Genomic DNA, 14,450 nt, shown 5'->3' with positions numbered 1-14,450 from the left:
GTGACCATGAAAGTCATCGATTCCCTCGTCACCCAGGCGGCCGGGATCGCAGCCATCCGCCGCGACATCCACGCCCATCCCGAACTCTGTTTCGAAGAAAACCGCACTGCCGACCTGGTGGCGGCCAAGCTGACGGAGTGGGGCATCCCCATCCACCGCGGCATGGGCACCACCGGGGTCGTGGGCATCGTGAAGAACGGCACGAGCGACAGGGCCATCGGCCTGCGTGCCGACATGGATGCGCTGCCCATGCAGGAATTCAATACTTTCGACCACGCGAGCAAGCACACGGGCAAGATGCACGCCTGCGGCCATGACGGCCACACCGCCATGCTGCTGGCGGCCGCGCAGCATCTGGCGAAGCACCGCAATTTCGACGGCACGGTCTACCTGATCTTCCAGCCGGCTGAAGAAGGCGGCGGCGGCGCGCGCGAGATGATCAAGGACGGCTTGTTCGAGCAGTTCCCGGTCGAAGCCGTGTTCGGCATGCACAACTGGCCGGGCGAGCAGGTCGGCAAGTTCGCGGTGAGCCCGGGCCCGGTCATGGCGTCGAGCAACGAGTTCAAGATCACGATCCGCGGCAAGGGCAGCCATGCCGCGCTGCCGCACAACGGCATCGACCCGGTGCCGATCGCCTGCCAGATGGTGCAGGCCTTCCAGACCATCATCAGCCGCAACAAGAAGCCGATCGACGCCGGCGTGATCTCGGTAACGATGATCCATGCGGGCGAGGCCACCAACGTCGTTCCCGATAGCTGCGAGCTGCAGGGCACGGTGCGCACCTTCACGCTGGAGGTGCTGGACCTGATCGAGAAACGCATGCAGCAGGTGGCCGAGCACGTGTGCGCGGCACACGACGCGACCTGCGAGTTCGAGTTCATCCGCAACTACCCGCCCACGGTCAACTCGCACAACGAGGCCGAGTTCGCCCGCAAGGTGATGGCTTCCGTCGTCGGCGCGGAGAACGTCGCCGTTCAGGAGCCCACGATGGGCGCGGAAGACTTTTCCTTCATGCTGCAGGCCAGGCCCGGCGCCTACTGCTTCATCGCCAACGGCGACGGCCGTCACCGCGAGATGGGCCACGGCGGCGGGCCTTGCATGCTGCACAACCCGAGTTATGACTTCAATGATGACCTGATCCCGCTGGGGGCCACCTACTGGGTGCAACTGGTCGAGCAATGGTTCGCCACCGACGAGACGCGCAAGGGCGCGCAAGCCAGCGCCGCATCGATGGCCGCCAGGGTGGCGGCATGATCGGCGTCGTCGAATCCTTCTCCTCTTCCTACCGCGAAGCCCGTACCAAGTTCCTCGAAGCCGCCTCGGCGGCAGGGTTGCAGGTCGAGTCGCATGTGCATCCGCTCAAGGGGCGTGATGGCGAGGTGCTGGCCATGGACGTGGCGCGCGAAGGCCCTGCCGACGCGAAAAGCCTGCTGGTCATCACGAGTGCCTGCCATGGTGTCGAGGGCTACTGCGGCACGGGCGTGCAGGTGCATGCGCTGCACGACGCCGAGTGGCGCAGGAAGGCGCTCGATCAAGGCGTGGCTGTGCTCTATGTGCACGCGCTCAATCCCTACGGTTTCTCGCATGTGCGGCGCGTGACGCAAGAGAACGTGGACCTCAACCGCAACTTCCACGATTTCTCGAAGCCGCTTCCGGTGAATGCCGGCTATCGCGAGATCCATTCGCTGTTGCTGCCCGAGGTGTGGCCACCCGATGAGGCCAACATCGCGGCCATCGGCAAGTTCATTGCCGAGCGCGGCGAGAAAGCCTACCAGTCGGCCATCTCCGGCGGTCAGTACGAGTTCGAGGATGGCCTGTTCTTCGGTGGCAAGGCGCCGACCTGGAGCAACCAGACCATCCGCAAAGTGCTGCGCGCGCATGGCCAGAAGGTCGAGCGCCTGGCGTGGATCGACATTCACACCGGTCTTGGCCCGAACGGACACGGCGAGCGCATCTTCGCCTGCCGCGACGACGACGTTGCCTATGCGCGCGCCAAGGCGTGGTGGGGTGGCAACGGTGCGACACCGATCACGTCGATCTACGACGGCTCATCCACCTCGGCCTTCCTGACAGGCCTGATGTGGAACTGCATGTACGAGGAATGCCCGCAGGCCGAGTACACCGGCATCGCCATGGAGTACGGCACGCAGCCGGTTCTGGCCGTGATGCAGGCGCTGCGTGGTGACCACTGGCTGAACAAGCACCCGCATGCGCCCGCTGCGCTGGCCGCGCAGATCAAGCAGGACATGATGGACGCGTTCTACACCGACACCGACAGCTGGAAGGGCCAGATCGTCAGCCAGGCGCGGCAGTCGATGTTCCAGGCGGTGGACGGGCTGTCCGGACGCGCCTGACGCAGCGCCTGGACGTGCCCGTCAGGGCAGGTCCTTGTTCTCCGGTGCTGCGCCCTCGCGCGGTCCGATGGTGCCCAGCCGGCCCTTGAGCGATTGCGGCTGGCGCGTGATGAGCGCCGAATACACCACGGTGTTGGACAGCACCTTCTTCACGTAGTCGCGCGTTTCACTGAACGGCACGTTCTCGGCCCAGATCGCGGCTTCCAGCATCGGGCCGTTGCGCCAGTTGCGCGGACGGCCCGGGCCGGCGTTGTAGGCGGCGGCCGCCAGCGGCATCGAGCCCTGGAAGTCGTCGAGCACGAGCTTGAGGTAGCCGGTGCCGATGGCGATGTTGGTGTCGCGGTCGGTGATCTGGTCCTGTGTGAAATTGTTGAGGCCGATTTTCTTTGCCGTCCAGCGCGCAGTGGCTGGCATCACCTGCATCAGGCCCGATGCGCCCACGCCCGAGCGCGCATCCATGATGAAGCGGCTTTCCTGGCGGATGAGGCCGTACACGTAGGCCGGATCGAGGCCGATCTCGGCCGTGCGCTTGAGCACCGCGTCGTGGAAAGGCATGGGGAATCGCTGCTCCACGTCGATGACGCCGCGCGTGCGCTCGCTGGTGTTGATGCAGCGGTCCCACACTTCGCGCTGGCAGGCGAAGTCGGCCGCGGCCAGCAGTTCGCGGTCGTTCATGCCGCCGGGTGTGTGCAGGTTGGTGGCGTAGTTCCACTCGCGCACGCCTTCGCTGCGCAGGCCGATGAGGATGGCGTACAGGCCGCGGTTCAAGCCGAGGTTCTGGCGTGCAGCGGCCATTTCATCGGCCGTGAGGACGGCGGGTTTGGCGGGCAGCGTGATCCTGCGGCCCAGGTCTTCCTGTGCGAGCTGTTCGTAGAAGCCCCGCATGCCGGCGATGCCCTCGAGCATCTTCGTGGCTTCGGCTTTGTCAGCCTCGTTTTTCGCGGTGGCCAGCAGCGCGCGGGCGTTCCAGTAAATCCAGGTGCTGTCCTGACGGGCCTCGGCACTCATGGCCTGGATGGCTTCCTTCACCAGCGGCCAGCGCGGCGTGCTGCCGGCGCGAAGTGCGGCGCGCACCTTCCAGCCGAGCATGTCGTCGGTGAGGTCCGCGTCCTTGCTCACCTTGGCGAAATGCGCCAGCGCGTCCGGGCTCAGGCGGTTGGCGGCCTGCTTGCCGATAGTGCCCCAGCCCCAGTTGCGTTCCTCGGCGGTCAGCTGCGGGCCCCATTTGTTCTCGAGCTGCAATGCGGCCGCGCCCGGGTCGCTCGCGGCCATCTTGATGAGCGCCAGCAGCACCAGTTCCTTGCGAACCCTGGCGGCGGCCGTGACGCGCGAGGTCAGGTAGCGTGCCGCATTGCTGTTGATCTCGTCGATCTGGTTGCTGACTTCCGGCGCGACCATTTCCACCGCCTTGCGTGCGACGCGCGGGCGATTGTTTTCCATGGCCAGGCGCGCCTTGCGCCAGGCGTCTTCAGGCTGCATCTTCTTTTCGGAGATCAGCCGGTCCGCAGCGGTGGTGCAGCCGTCGTCGGCCTCGCGGATCGACAGCCACAGGCGCCGCACCTCGGCGGTGACATCAGAGACCTTGCCGATGTGCTCGATCAGCAGCGCGTAGCAACGCACCTCGCGGTCGTCGCCCATGCGGAAAGACGGATGCAGCGCGGCGAAGTTGGTCCAGTCGCGGCGCTGGCCCATGAGCAGCAGCAGGTCGTTGCGCAGGCGGTCTTCCTGGTAGCTGCCGGCGTAGCGCGTGAAGAAATCCTGCACTTCCGCCATGGGAGCTTCATCGAGCCGTGCGCGCAATTCCCAGTACGCCGCCCAGGGCTCGAGGGCATGGCCGCGCGCCTGCGGCAACAACGCGGACAGGCGCTTCTTGTCGCCGCGCTTGTAGGCCTGGTTCATCTCGAGGATGACGCTGTCGCCGGCGGCGGTGCTGGCATTGGAGGCTTGCGCCAGCGCAACAGGCATGGCGAAGGGCGTGACGAGGCCGCTGGCGGCAACGGCAATCGATGTCAGAATGGCTCGAAACAGCATCTAGGGATTATGGACAAAGCGCAAGAGAAGCAGGCCCTGCGTAAAGCCTTGATCGAGCAACGGCTCGACATGCCCGACCGCCTACAGAAGGCCGACTTGTTACAGCGGGTCATGCGCATCTGGCTCGTGGGCCGGCCCGACACCGTCATCGGCGCCTACTGGCCCATCAAGGGCGAGTTCGACCCGCTGCCGGCCCTGCACCGATGGAAGGAAGACGGCGAACTGCTGGACGAACCGCTTCGCCGCCGCATCGGCCTGCCGGTGGTGGACCGCGTCCACAAGACGCTGACCTTCCGCGCCTGGTATCCCGGTTGTCCGATGGAGGAGGATGCCTACGGCATTCCCAAGCCCAAAGACACCGAAGTGATCTTTCCCACGCTGCTGTTCGTGGCGTGTGTGGGTTACGGCCCCGGTGGCCATCGCCTGGGTTATGGCGGTGGCTTCTACGACCGAACGCTCGCGAGCCTGGAACCCAAGCCATTCACGGTGGGCCTCGGTTTCACGCAGGGCTTCCTGCCGGACTTCGAGCCCGAGGCGCACGACATGCCGCTGGACGCCATCCTCAACGACAACGGGGTGGTTTGGCCGGTGTGATCCGGTGTGATGCCGGCGCGAGCCGGGCTCAAGTGGCCGCGATCTGCCGGGAGAGCAAAGCCGCCGAGCCGGCTGCGAGTGTGAGCCCCAGGGCTCCATGCCCGGCGTTCAGCCACACGTTGGACCATGAGCCCGCGCGCCCGACGATGGGCGTGGACGTCGGCGTGGCGGGACGCAACCCGGCCCAGGCGTGCGGATCGGCCGACACGTCGGCCACGCCGGGGAACACGGCTTCGACCGCGTCCAGCATTTCATCGACGCAGCGCTGCGGGATCGACAGGTCATGGCCGACGATTTCGGCACGTGCCGCGATGCGCAGCTTGCCGCCCAGCGGCGCGAACACGGTCTTGCGCGACAGGTCGGTCACGCTGGCCTGCGGACCTGTGATGCCCGGCCGCATCGGCAACGTGATGCTGTAACCCTTGATGGGATAGACCGGCACGTACGTTCGCAATTGCGCGGCCAGTGATGCGACAGCAGGCCCCGCGGCGAGGACAAAGGCATCGGCCTCGATGTGGTCTTCCATTCGCGCGTCGCCGACCGACTGGAGTACGAGCTTGTGTGCGGTCGTTCCCTGGGTGACCCAATCCCGGGCCCGCCAGCCGAAGCGTATCTGGCCGCCGAGCTTTTCAACCGTCTTCGCCATGCCCGCCGCAAGCGCGTGAGGGTCGGCGACGCATTCATCGCCCGTCCACACGCCGCCGGCGAAGTGGCCGGCATAGCTGGCGAGCGCAGGCTCGCGCGCCACGCAGCCCGAACGTGACAGCACCTGCTGGTCACGGCCATGCCCCGCCTGGAATTCAACCTGCCGACGCTGATGCGCAAGACTTGCCTCGTCGGGGCACAGCACCAGCTTGCCCCTTCGGGCGAAATCGCATGCCCAGCCTTCGGCGGCCAGCCAGCCGTCCAGCGTCTCGCGGCTGAGCGCTGCAAGCGCCAGCAATTCCCCGGCGCCCCGCAATGCCGTGCGCCGGGTGCTCGCGGCCAGGAAGCCCAGGCCCCAGAGCCATTGGCGCCAATCGGGCCGCAGCCGGAACGTCAGCGGCGATGACGCGGACAACAGCATGGACGGCAGCGAGCGCAGCGTCGAAGGTGAGGCCAGCGGCTCGACATAGCTGTAGGAGAGCTGGGCACCGTTGGCGAAGCTGGTCTTGCGCGCCGGGCCTTCCGCCTCGTCGACGAGGATGACCTCATGGCCGGCAGATGCCAGCGCGTAGGCCGAGGCGCAGCCGACGATGCCTGCACCGATGACACAGACTTTCATGCCGTTTCCGGAGGAGTTGTTGTGTGGATTTGAGCATGAAGGTACGCGCGCCGGGCAAGCGCGCGGGCCAGTTCGCGCGAAGGATCGACGAGGCGGACCTGCGATGCGGCGGGCAGCGCGCGCAATGCCAGCGGAATTTCGGTGCAGCCGAGGATCAGCGCCTGCAGCTCATGGCGCCGTGCCAGCTCGAGTGCGACCTGGGCGAACTGCTCGCCCGCCCAGCGCATGCGTCCGGCTTTCACGCCCTGGTAGATGCCTGCCATCAGCACCTGCCGCTCGTCGGCTTGCGGCAAATGGCAGACGAGACCGGCAGTTTGCAGGGCTTTCCCGTAGATGCCCGATGCGTAAGTGCCCTCTGTCGCCAGCAGGCCCACCCGCGTGATCCCGGCCTGCTGCAGGGCGATCGCCGTTTCGTCGGCGATGTGCAGCATCTCCACCTGTGGAAAGCGCTGCTGGAGCGGCGCATGCCACGCATGGGCGGTGTTGCATGCGATGGCAATGGCGCGCACGCCCAGTGCTGTGAGCCGGCCGACGGCCTGCAGCATGTGCGCCAGCGGCAGGGCGCCGGGCGCAGCGCTGTCCATCAGGTGGGCGCTGCGGTCGGGCACCGGCACTTGCGCCAGCCAGTGCTCGGGAAAGTTCTGGTCGCGCACGGCGATGCCGCGCTCGGCCATCAGGTCCATGCAGGCCTGCACGAAAAGGCGCATGAAATTCGCGCCGGCCGCCGGGCCCATGCCACCGAGCACACCGACAGGCTCGACATGGCTCACGAACTGCTGCAAGGGACCGGCGGTGACGATCACTGGGCAGGCTTGTCCGACGGCGACTTGATGTTGGCCAGCAGTTCTTCGCTCATCGGAACACCGAGGGCTGCGTTCTTCGGCGGAATGGCGTCGAGGAACCACTTCTTGTAGAGCTTCTCGAACTCACCGGTCTTCATCAGCCTGGTGATCACGCCGTCGACCAGCGCCTTGAATCTGGGGTCGTCCTTGCGCAGCATGCAGGCGTAGGGCTCGACCTGGAGCGAATCGCCGACGACCTCGTAGTCCGCCGGGTTCGCGGCATTGGCCTTGAGGCCGTACAGCAGGATGTCGTCCATGCCGAAAGCCAGCGCGCGGTTGCTCTCGACCAGCAGGAAAGATTCCGCATGGTCGCGGCCGTAGCTGAACTGCATGTTGAGCTTCTTCTCCTGGTCGTAACGGCGCAGCACCTGCAGGTTGGTCGTGCCGGTGGTGGTGGACACCGGTTTGCCCGCAAGGTCCGCATAGTTCTTCACGCCGGACGCTTTCTTCACGAGCAGGCGTGTGCCCGTGTAGAAGTGGTTGATGGCGAAGGCCACATCCTTGCCGCGCGCCGTGTTGTTGGTCGTGGAGCCGCACTCCAGGTCGATCGTGCCGTTGACCAGCAGCGGAATGCGATTGGCCGAGGTGACAGGCACGTAGTCGATTTCGAGCACAGGCTTGCCGGTCTGGCGCCGCACTTCTTCCACCACGGCGTTGCTGATCTCCACCGCGAAGCCGACCGGCTTGCCCGTGCCGACGACATAGCTGAACGGGATGGAGGACTCCCGGTAGGCCAGCGTGATCTTGCCGGAGTCCGACACTTTCCTCAGCGTGTCGGCATGGACGGTCAGCGATGCAGCACAGAGGGCCAGCAGCAGGCAGGACTTTTTCATTTGGGCTTCCTTGAAAACGGAGGTAAGGGAAGCCGCAGTGTGCGGGGCGTGATTGCGCGGGTCGAATGAATAGTTGCCTACGCCCCATGCCGCCAGGTTATGGGCTGGACAGCACCTCGCGCACACAGGACAGGAAGTGGCGCGCCAGGGGCGGCAGGGGCTTGCTTGCCGGTCGCAGCGCGTGCAGGCCGACGGGGATGTGCGGGCGCAGTGGCAGCACCGTCACGGTTTTCGGATCGGCCGACAGGGCGGTAAAGCTGTCGACGATGGCAACGCCCGCGCCATGGTGCGCAAAGCCCAGCGCTGCGTGGTAGGTCTGCACCGTCACGCTGCTGCGCAGTTGCACGTCGTTCTCGCGGCAGACCTGCATCAGGTCGCGGCCCAGCGGATCGTTGCCGTCCAGCGCAATGACGGGCAGTCCGGCCAGGTCCTGCAGGCTCGCGCTGCGTCGCCGCTTGAGCTTCGCGGGCCACAGCGATGTGCGCGCGACGCAGACCAGTTCGCCTTCGGCAACCGGCTCGTTGATCAATGCGGGATGCGAGAGCGGGCTGAGCAGCAGGCCCACGTCGGCCTCCTGTAGCGCCAGGCCCGAGATGAGCTCCGACGAATGCACGGCCATCACGCGCACGGCTACGTCAGGATGCTTTTTTCGCATCAGCAGGATGGCGCGCGGGATCACGACGTGGCTGAGGGTCAGCACGGCCAGGATGCGCAGCTCCTGCCCGGCCTGTCCGGCCTTGAGGTTGCCCGCAAGACGCTGAACTTCGTCAAGTTGCAGGAACAGCGACTCGATGTGCGGCTTGAGTGCCAGCGCCTCGGGCGTCGGCACCAGTCGGCCCTTGCTGCGATGGAACAGCGTGAGGCCCAGCTGGATCTCGGCATGCTGCAGCGTGCGGCTGACGGCCGGTTGCGTGAGGCTGAGCAGGCGTGCCGCGCCACTGACCGTGCCAGCCGAGAGGATGGCGTTGAAGATCTCGATATGCCGCAGACGCATGCGTTGGATGGCCTTCAGTCGATGTTGTCGATGGTGTCCGGGTCCGGCACTTCGCCGACGGTCTCGCGCGTCTCACGCGACTGCTGCATCAGCCAGTCGCAGAAGGCCTTGATCTCCGGGCGCGCCGCGCTGCGCGGGCCGACGATCATCCAGTAGGCCATGGGCGAGTCCATGCGGTGCTGGGGCAGCGCTTCGATCAGGTCGCCGTTGCCCAGGCTTTCGGCTACGAGCGGCAGCCGCGCGAGCACCACGCCTTGCCCGGTGAGCGCGGCCTGCACCATCTGGTAGGCGTAGTTGAAGTAGAGCCAGCGCTTGGGGCTCAGCTTGCGCGCGCCGTGCAGGTCGAACCAGCGGCGCCAGGTCAGCCATTCGAGGTGGGTGCGGTGCGCGTCGCCGGCTTCGATGAGCGCGAACTGCGCGAGGTCTTCCGGCTTCTTGAGCTTGGGCCCGCTCTTGAGCAGCCAGGGGCTGAGCACCGGGGTGAGTTGTTCGCCGAACATGCGCATGGCGGTGGGCGGCATGCTGGATGCGGGACCGTAGCGCAGCGCCAGATCCACGTCGGCGACGTCGAGATCCACTGCGGAGTCTGAAGCGTCGATGCGGATGTCGATGTCCGGGTTGTCGCGCTGGAAGGCCTCGAGCCGGGGAATCAGCCACATCGACGCGAATGACGCGAAGGTGGTGAGCGACACGCTGCGCCGTCCGGCGCTCTGGCGGATCTGCCGCACGGCGATGTCGATGCGGTCCAGCGACGGCGCGGCCACCGCGAGCAGTTGCGCGCCCGCGCTGGTGAGTTCGACCGCCCGCGTGTGCCGCAGGAAGAGCGGCACCCCGACCTCTTCCTCCAGCGACTGGATCTGCCGGCTCACGGCGGACTGCGTGAGGGCCAGCTCTTCGGCCGCCGCGCGGAAATTGAGGTGTCGTGCCACCGCCTCGAAAGCGCGCAGGTGGCCGGCTGCAATGGGGCGCGTGCGCAGGTGCGTCTGTGAATGCTGCATGGCTGAAATGTGGCAGTAGGGATGGACTTGTGGCGCGTTCCTGTCAGGAGCATTGATGCGCAACCGGCATCAAAAGATTACCGCGAATTCATTGGACTGCCAATGGGGTGGCAACGATCATTCATTCCCGATCCATGCCATTTCAACTTCAATGGAGCTTTTCATGAACACGCTCGACATGCCCGTGCAATCGTCCTCTTCGTCGTCCCTGTCCGGCTGCTGGAAGCTGGCCGCAGGCCGCGCCGTGACGCTGCGCCCGCGCAAGCCGGGGGTGCTCCGGATTGCGCATGGCCGGGTCTGGGCCACCATCGACGGCCCGCACGCCGGCGCCGCCAACGCGCAGGGCGATCAGGTGCTGATGCCCGGTGAGGCCATCGAGATCGCGGCCGGCCAGCGCATCGTCATCGAGTCCTGGGGCCCGAAGGTGCAGGCCTCGGCCTGGTTCAGCTGGGACTATGTGCAGGAGCCCGTGGCGGAGCCGGTCCGATGGGCCGCCTCGGTGGCTCAGCCCTTGGCTGACTTGCGGCTGGCGCTGGTTTTCGGCGCGGGTGCGGTGGTTCGCCTGATGGGCGCGCTGGTGCGCTTGCCGCTGGCGGGCTTGCTTCCGCGAGGCTCGCGTGAAGCGCGGGGGGCAGGTGCGCGTGCCTTGACCTTGAGCGCGGCTTCGAGTGCCAGGCGCGCCCAGGGCACCATCTGCTCGCGGGACTCCATCGCGCTGTCCGGCGCGGTGTAGTAGCCCATCTGCATGGTGCGGCCCTTCGCCTCGTAGACGAAGGGCTTGCACCCTGCGGCGACCCACGGCGCTTCGGTGCCGGGTTCCACTTTCAGGTAGAGCGTCTCCCACGCGATGATCGCGAAGGTCAGGCCGCCGGTGCTGATGCCCCAACCACCGAACATGCGGCGAGGCGTGCAGGGCCCGACCACGGACAGCAGCTCGCAGCAGTAGCTGGCAAACTCGTCCTGCGGTCTGGCTTTCGGCGAGGGGGTACGGGCAGGCATGCGGCCACCATAGCAGTCACAGGCACTGCTGCAAAGGGGCGATGCAGCGCAAGGACGGCGGCCCGATGCAGCCTGCTGACATTTCCTGCGTCCGCCGATAATGCCCCGCATGGCCCGCCCCAAATCAGCGACGCACGAACTCAAGCGCGAAGAGATCCTCGAGGTTGCGGCGCAGTGCTTCGCGGACCGGAGCTATCCCGCCGCCAGCATGAACGACATCGCGCTCGCTTGCGGTGCCAGCAAGGCGCGGCTCTACCACTATTACGAGAGCAAGGAAGCCATCCTGTTCGACCTGCTGGACCGCTACACCCAGCAGTTGCTGGCCATCATCGCGCAGGCCGAGGCCACCGCACAGCGCCGCAACCTGGACGACCGGGCCGCGCTGCACGAGCTGATCCGCGCCTTCCTGCAGGAATACGAAACGTCGGCCACGCGCCACATCGCCTTGCTGCACGACACCAAGTTCCTGGGCGAAGCGCAGCGCGACCTCATCCTCGACCGCCAGCGCGACGTGGTCTCCGCCGTCACGCGTTTCCTGCGTCGCGCTTATCCGAAGCGCCTGAAGGCCTCCAACCAGACGGCGGTGACGATGATGCTGTTCGGCATGATCAACTGGACGTTCACCTGGCTGCGCCCCGGCGGGCCGATGAGTTATGCAGCCTTCGCCGAGGAGGTGGTCTCGGTGATCGACAAGGGGCTGTCGCCTTGACGGGTGCTGCCGTGTCGCCGGCGCACGTCGTCGTGATGGGCGTGGCCGGTTGCGGCAAGTCGGCCGTGGGCCGGCGCATGGCCGCGCTCATGGGCCTGCCGATGATCGAGGGCGACGATTTCCATCCGGCCGGCAACATCCGCAAGATGCGCGACGGCATCGCGCTCACCGATGCCGACCGTGCGGGCTGGCTCGCGTTGCTGGCGTCCGAACTGGCCGGTCGACCCGGCGGCGCGGTGCTGGCCTGTTCGGCACTCAAGAGGGCCTACCGCGACACGCTGCGCGCAGCGGTGCCGGACCTGCGGTTCGTGTTCCTCTCCATCGAAGCGGCGGAATCGCTGCGGCGTGTGGCGCAGCGACCCGGACACTTTTATCCGCCAAGCCTTGTCGAGAGCCAGTTCGAAGCGCTGCAGGACCCGGGCGCGGAGCCGGGCGTGCTGGTGCTGGATGGCGCGCTGCCGCTGGACGAACTGGCGGCGCGGGGTGCGGGCTGGATCGCGACTTCCGACCGCCGGTAAGCTTGCCGACACAGGGCTTGTCCGCATCATGACCGGATCATGGCCGGGTCATTCGTGATTCAACAATCCGTAATCGATTACGGTTAGGTAAAATCCGCCGCTTCAAGGAGACGCCCCGCATGTCCAAAGCCTTCGCCAGCCAGGCCGACCTGGCCGACAAGAAAATCACGTTCGAGCAACTCAGCGAGCATTGCTGGGCCTACACCGCCGAAGGCGACCCGAATTCGGGCGTCATCATTGGCGACAAGTTCATCATGGTCAGCGACGCGACGGCCACGCCCGCGATGGCGCAAGACCTGATCGCCCGCATCCGCACGGTGAGCGACAAGCCCATCAAGTACGTGCTGCTGACCCACTATCACGCGGTGCGCGTGCTGGGCGCGAGCGCCTACTTCGCCGAAGGTGCGACGGAAATCATCGCCAGCCAGGGCACGCTGGACCTCATCATCGAGCGCGGCGCCGAGGACATGCAGAGCGAGATGGAGCGCTTCCCGCGCCTGTTCCGCAATGCCGAGTCCGTGCCCGGGCTGACCTGGCCGACTTTGGTCATCGGTGGCGGCAACCCGGTCAAGGGTGAGGTGCCGGGCAAGCTCACGCTCGATTTGGGTGGCGTGAAAGTGCAGGTCTGGCACCCGGGCCAGGGGCACACCCGCGGCGACACCATTGCGTGGGTGGAAGAGGAGAAAGTGCTCTTCTCCGGCGACCTCGTGGAATACGAAGCCGGCGTCTACACCGGCGACGCGCAACTCGAGGAATGGCCGGCCACGCTGGAAGCACTGCGTGCACTCGGCGCCGAAGCCATCGTTCCTGGCCGCGGCGAAGCCATGAAGGGCAGGGACAACGTCAACAAGGCGCTCGACTACACGAAGCTGTGGGTCGAGACCCTGTTCAAGGCTGCGAAGGAAGCGGCCGCGCAGAACCTGGACCTCAAGCAGTCCATGGCGCACACGCGCAAGTCGATGGACCCGATCTTCGGCCACGTGTTCATCTACGAACACTGCCTGCCGTTCGACGTGAGCCGCGCCTACGACGAAGCCAAGGGCATCAAGAACCCGCGCATCTGGACGGCCGAACGCGACAAGGAAATGTGGGCTGCGTTGCAGGCTTGAATGTTTTTGATTGAGTTTTCGGGCTTGCCTTGTCTTGCATGTGAAAAGACATTGGCAAATCCGGACACGCCGTTACACTTTCCCGCGTGATTCCCACGCCACCGATTCCGAGCCCACTGCCTGCACCGCCGCCAGCCGCCGGAACCTGTCCCGGCGCATGCGCGCAGTGCCGTTTGCGGCGCACCGGTGTGTTCATGCCGGTTGGCAAGGAGGACCTTGCCTTCATCGAAGCCTTCCGCTCGGGCGTCGATACGCTGCCGGCGGGTGAGACGCTGATCCCTGAATTCCGCGCGAGCACGAAGCTCTACACGCTGTATTCCGGCTGGGCCTTCCGCTTCAAGACACTGAGCGACGGCCGTCGGCAGATCCTCAATTTCCTGCTGCCGGGCGATCTCGTCGGACTGCAGGACGAGTTCGTCGACCAATCCACGCACGGCGTGGAAGCGCTCACCGACATTTCGTTCTGCGAGTTCCCACGCGAGAAGCTTTGGGATCTGTTCCGCACGAAGCCGGAGATGGGCTACGACATCACCTGGCTCGCAGCGCGTGAGGAGCAACTGGTCGACGAGAACCTCTTGACCGCCGGCCGCCGCAACGCCATGGAGCGCGTGGCCATGCTGCTCATCCACCTGCACCAGCGCGCGCAGCGCATCGGACTCGTCGAGGATGGATGGGCGGAATTCCCGCTGGTGCAGCAGCACATGGCCGATGCCCTGGGTCTGTCGCTCGTGCACACCAACAAGACCCTGCGGCGCCTGCAGAAACTGGGCATCCATGAGTTGCAGGGCGGCAAGCTGCGCCTGGTCAATCCGAAGGCGCTGCAACGTATCGCCGAGTGGGTGGACCGGCCGAACCGACGCGTGCCGTTGCTGTAACACCTTGCGTGCACCGCTGTCGGACATGTCCGACACGTAACCCTCACAGCGGATGACAGGGGCGGCTGAAGCCTCCTCCTAAGCTGTGGTGATGATGCAAAGGAGTACGGCATGAGGCAGACACATTCGCACGCTGGCGCGGGCATGCAACAGCAACCCCGGAGGTTCATGGACCGCCAGCAACAGCAAGCCAGTGGCGGCGGCGATTACCAGCCACGTGGTCAGCACGCCCGCCAGATGGGCGACGATGGCCGCATCGACATCGGCTCCGGCGATGCGTGGCAGTCCGTCCCTTCCTACAAACTGCAGGGTGAGTGACGTGAGGGAAGG

General features: G+C 66.1%; 15 protein-coding genes and 1 pseudogene. 9 read left to right on the top strand and 7 right to left on the bottom strand.

Annotation, left to right across the window (positions count from 1 at the left end):
• Positions 1–6: 6 nt before the first annotated feature.
• Together ACO2Q9_RS06135 and ACO2Q9_RS06130 are read left to right on the top strand one after the other, a co-directional pair.
• Positions 7–1,254, top strand: a complete 1,248-nt coding sequence (locus ACO2Q9_RS06135; RefSeq protein ID WP_423309329.1) for a M20 aminoacylase family protein — start codon at positions 7–9, stop codon at positions 1,252–1,254.
• Positions 1,251–2,354 (top strand): M14 family metallopeptidase, encoded by a 1,104-nt coding sequence (locus ACO2Q9_RS06130; protein WP_423309327.1) that lies wholly within the window; start codon positions 1,251–1,253, stop codon positions 2,352–2,354. Before ACO2Q9_RS06135 ends, ACO2Q9_RS06130 begins: the two co-directional genes overlap by 4 nt.
• Before the next feature lie 21 nt (positions 2,355–2,375).
• Here the strand turns inward: ACO2Q9_RS06130 and ACO2Q9_RS06125 are convergent, their stop codons facing one another.
• Positions 2,376–4,385 carry a transglycosylase SLT domain-containing protein gene (locus ACO2Q9_RS06125; protein ID WP_423309325.1) on the bottom strand — a complete coding sequence of 670 codons (2,010 nt, stop codon included), beginning with the start codon at positions 4,383–4,385 and terminating at the stop codon, positions 2,376–2,378.
• A gap of 9 nt (positions 4,386–4,394) precedes the next feature.
• Here ACO2Q9_RS06125 and ACO2Q9_RS06120 point away from each other — a divergent pair, with 9 nt between their 5' ends.
• Positions 4,395–4,979 carry a 5-formyltetrahydrofolate cyclo-ligase gene (locus ACO2Q9_RS06120; RefSeq protein WP_423309323.1) on the top strand — a complete coding sequence of 195 codons (585 nt, stop codon included), beginning with the start codon at positions 4,395–4,397 and terminating at the stop codon, positions 4,977–4,979.
• Positions 4,980–5,007: 28 nt separating this feature from the next.
• Here the strand turns inward: ACO2Q9_RS06120 and ACO2Q9_RS06115 are convergent, their stop codons facing one another.
• From ACO2Q9_RS06115 to ACO2Q9_RS06095, 5 genes are all read right to left on the bottom strand, one after another.
• Positions 5,008–6,243, bottom strand: a complete 1,236-nt coding sequence (locus tag ACO2Q9_RS06115) for an FAD-dependent oxidoreductase (protein ID WP_423309321.1) — start codon at positions 6,241–6,243, stop codon at positions 5,008–5,010.
• On the bottom strand, positions 6,240–7,046 hold the full coding sequence (locus ACO2Q9_RS06110) for an aspartate/glutamate racemase family protein (RefSeq protein WP_423309319.1): 807 nt from the start codon (positions 7,044–7,046) through the stop codon (positions 6,240–6,242). The genes ACO2Q9_RS06115 and ACO2Q9_RS06110 overlap by 4 nt, the downstream gene beginning before the upstream one ends.
• On the bottom strand, positions 7,043–7,918 hold the full coding sequence (locus ACO2Q9_RS06105) for a transporter substrate-binding domain-containing protein (RefSeq protein WP_423309317.1): 876 nt from the start codon (positions 7,916–7,918) through the stop codon (positions 7,043–7,045). The genes ACO2Q9_RS06110 and ACO2Q9_RS06105 overlap by 4 nt, the downstream gene beginning before the upstream one ends.
• A gap of 97 nt (positions 7,919–8,015) precedes the next feature.
• Complete coding sequence (locus ACO2Q9_RS06100) at positions 8,016–8,912, bottom strand: LysR family transcriptional regulator (protein ID WP_423309315.1); 897 nt, start codon at positions 8,910–8,912, stop codon at positions 8,016–8,018.
• 14 nt (positions 8,913–8,926) lie between these two features.
• Positions 8,927–9,910, bottom strand: a complete 984-nt coding sequence (locus ACO2Q9_RS06095; RefSeq protein ID WP_423309313.1) for a LysR substrate-binding domain-containing protein — start codon at positions 9,908–9,910, stop codon at positions 8,927–8,929.
• A gap of 55 nt (positions 9,911–9,965) precedes the next feature.
• On the opposite strand from ACO2Q9_RS06095, the pseudogene ACO2Q9_RS06090 reads away from it, so the two are divergent.
• Positions 9,966–10,316 (top strand): annotated as a pseudogene (locus ACO2Q9_RS06090) (DUF2917 domain-containing protein); the annotation flags it as partial.
• Positions 10,317–10,414: 98 nt separating this feature from the next.
• On the opposite strand, the gene ACO2Q9_RS06085 reads toward ACO2Q9_RS06090, so the two are convergent.
• Positions 10,415–10,807 (bottom strand): TfoX/Sxy family protein, encoded by a 393-nt coding sequence (locus tag ACO2Q9_RS06085; protein WP_423309954.1) that lies wholly within the window; start codon positions 10,805–10,807, stop codon positions 10,415–10,417.
• A 211-nt stretch (positions 10,808–11,018) separates the two neighbouring features.
• Here ACO2Q9_RS06085 and ACO2Q9_RS06080 point away from each other — a divergent pair, with 211 nt between their 5' ends.
• The 5 genes from ACO2Q9_RS06080 to ACO2Q9_RS06060 all read left to right on the top strand — a co-directional run bounded on the left by ACO2Q9_RS06080 (position 11,019) and on the right by ACO2Q9_RS06060 (position 14,438).
• Positions 11,019–11,618, top strand: a complete 600-nt coding sequence (locus tag ACO2Q9_RS06080) for a TetR/AcrR family transcriptional regulator (RefSeq protein ID WP_423309311.1) — start codon at positions 11,019–11,021, stop codon at positions 11,616–11,618.
• The gene (locus ACO2Q9_RS06075) at positions 11,615–12,136 is read left to right on the top strand and encodes a gluconokinase (RefSeq protein ID WP_423309309.1); all 522 of its coding nucleotides are present in this window, start codon (positions 11,615–11,617) and stop codon (positions 12,134–12,136) included. Before ACO2Q9_RS06080 ends, ACO2Q9_RS06075 begins: the two co-directional genes overlap by 4 nt.
• 119 nt (positions 12,137–12,255) lie before the next feature.
• Positions 12,256–13,245, top strand: a complete 990-nt coding sequence (locus ACO2Q9_RS06070; RefSeq protein ID WP_423309307.1) for an MBL fold metallo-hydrolase — start codon at positions 12,256–12,258, stop codon at positions 13,243–13,245.
• Positions 13,246–13,439: 194 nt separating this feature from the next.
• Positions 13,440–14,120, top strand: coding sequence for a Crp/Fnr family transcriptional regulator (locus ACO2Q9_RS06065; RefSeq protein ID WP_423309305.1), 681 nt, complete (start codon positions 13,440–13,442; stop codon positions 14,118–14,120).
• Positions 14,121–14,231: 111 nt separating this feature from the next.
• Positions 14,232–14,438, top strand: coding sequence for a hypothetical protein (locus ACO2Q9_RS06060; RefSeq protein ID WP_423309303.1), 207 nt, complete (start codon positions 14,232–14,234; stop codon positions 14,436–14,438).
• The last annotated feature ends 12 nt before the right edge of the window (positions 14,439–14,450 follow it).

The organism is Variovorax sp. VNK109, from assembly GCF_049445855.1.
GTDB lineage: Bacteria > Pseudomonadota > Gammaproteobacteria > Burkholderiales > Burkholderiaceae_C > JAGOCV01.
The sequence above is the reverse complement of the archived record's forward strand: the minus strand, read 5'-3'. Positions and strand labels throughout refer to the sequence as shown.

What these genes read in the sequence shown, in the direction of transcription:
- ACO2Q9_RS06060 (WP_423309303.1), top strand. Translation starts at nt 14,232, where the DNA reads ATGAGGCAGACACATTCGCACGCTGGCGCGGGCATGCAACAGCAACCC.
- ACO2Q9_RS06080 (WP_423309311.1), top strand. Translation starts at nt 11,019, where the DNA reads ATGGCCCGCCCCAAATCAGCGACGCACGAACTCAAGCGCGAAGAGATC.
- ACO2Q9_RS06095 (WP_423309313.1), bottom strand. Translation starts at nt 9,910, where the DNA reads ATGCAGCATTCACAGACGCACCTGCGCACGCGCCCCATTGCAGCCGGC.
- ACO2Q9_RS06085 (WP_423309954.1), bottom strand. Translation starts at nt 10,807, where the DNA reads ATGTTCGGTGGTTGGGGCATCAGCACCGGCGGCCTGACCTTCGCGATC.
- ACO2Q9_RS06130 (WP_423309327.1), top strand. Translation starts at nt 1,251, where the DNA reads ATGATCGGCGTCGTCGAATCCTTCTCCTCTTCCTACCGCGAAGCCCGT.
- ACO2Q9_RS06120 (WP_423309323.1), top strand. Translation starts at nt 4,395, where the DNA reads ATGGACAAAGCGCAAGAGAAGCAGGCCCTGCGTAAAGCCTTGATCGAG.
- ACO2Q9_RS06125 (WP_423309325.1), bottom strand. Translation starts at nt 4,385, where the DNA reads ATGCTGTTTCGAGCCATTCTGACATCGATTGCCGTTGCCGCCAGCGGC.
- ACO2Q9_RS06115 (WP_423309321.1), bottom strand. Translation starts at nt 6,243, where the DNA reads ATGAAAGTCTGTGTCATCGGTGCAGGCATCGTCGGCTGCGCCTCGGCC.
- ACO2Q9_RS06065 (WP_423309305.1), top strand. Translation starts at nt 13,440, where the DNA reads ATGCCGGTTGGCAAGGAGGACCTTGCCTTCATCGAAGCCTTCCGCTCG.
- ACO2Q9_RS06100 (WP_423309315.1), bottom strand. Translation starts at nt 8,912, where the DNA reads ATGCGTCTGCGGCATATCGAGATCTTCAACGCCATCCTCTCGGCTGGC.
- ACO2Q9_RS06070 (WP_423309307.1), top strand. Translation starts at nt 12,256, where the DNA reads ATGTCCAAAGCCTTCGCCAGCCAGGCCGACCTGGCCGACAAGAAAATC.
- ACO2Q9_RS06135 (WP_423309329.1), top strand. Translation starts at nt 7, where the DNA reads ATGAAAGTCATCGATTCCCTCGTCACCCAGGCGGCCGGGATCGCAGCC.
- ACO2Q9_RS06105 (WP_423309317.1), bottom strand. Translation starts at nt 7,918, where the DNA reads ATGAAAAAGTCCTGCCTGCTGCTGGCCCTCTGTGCTGCATCGCTGACC.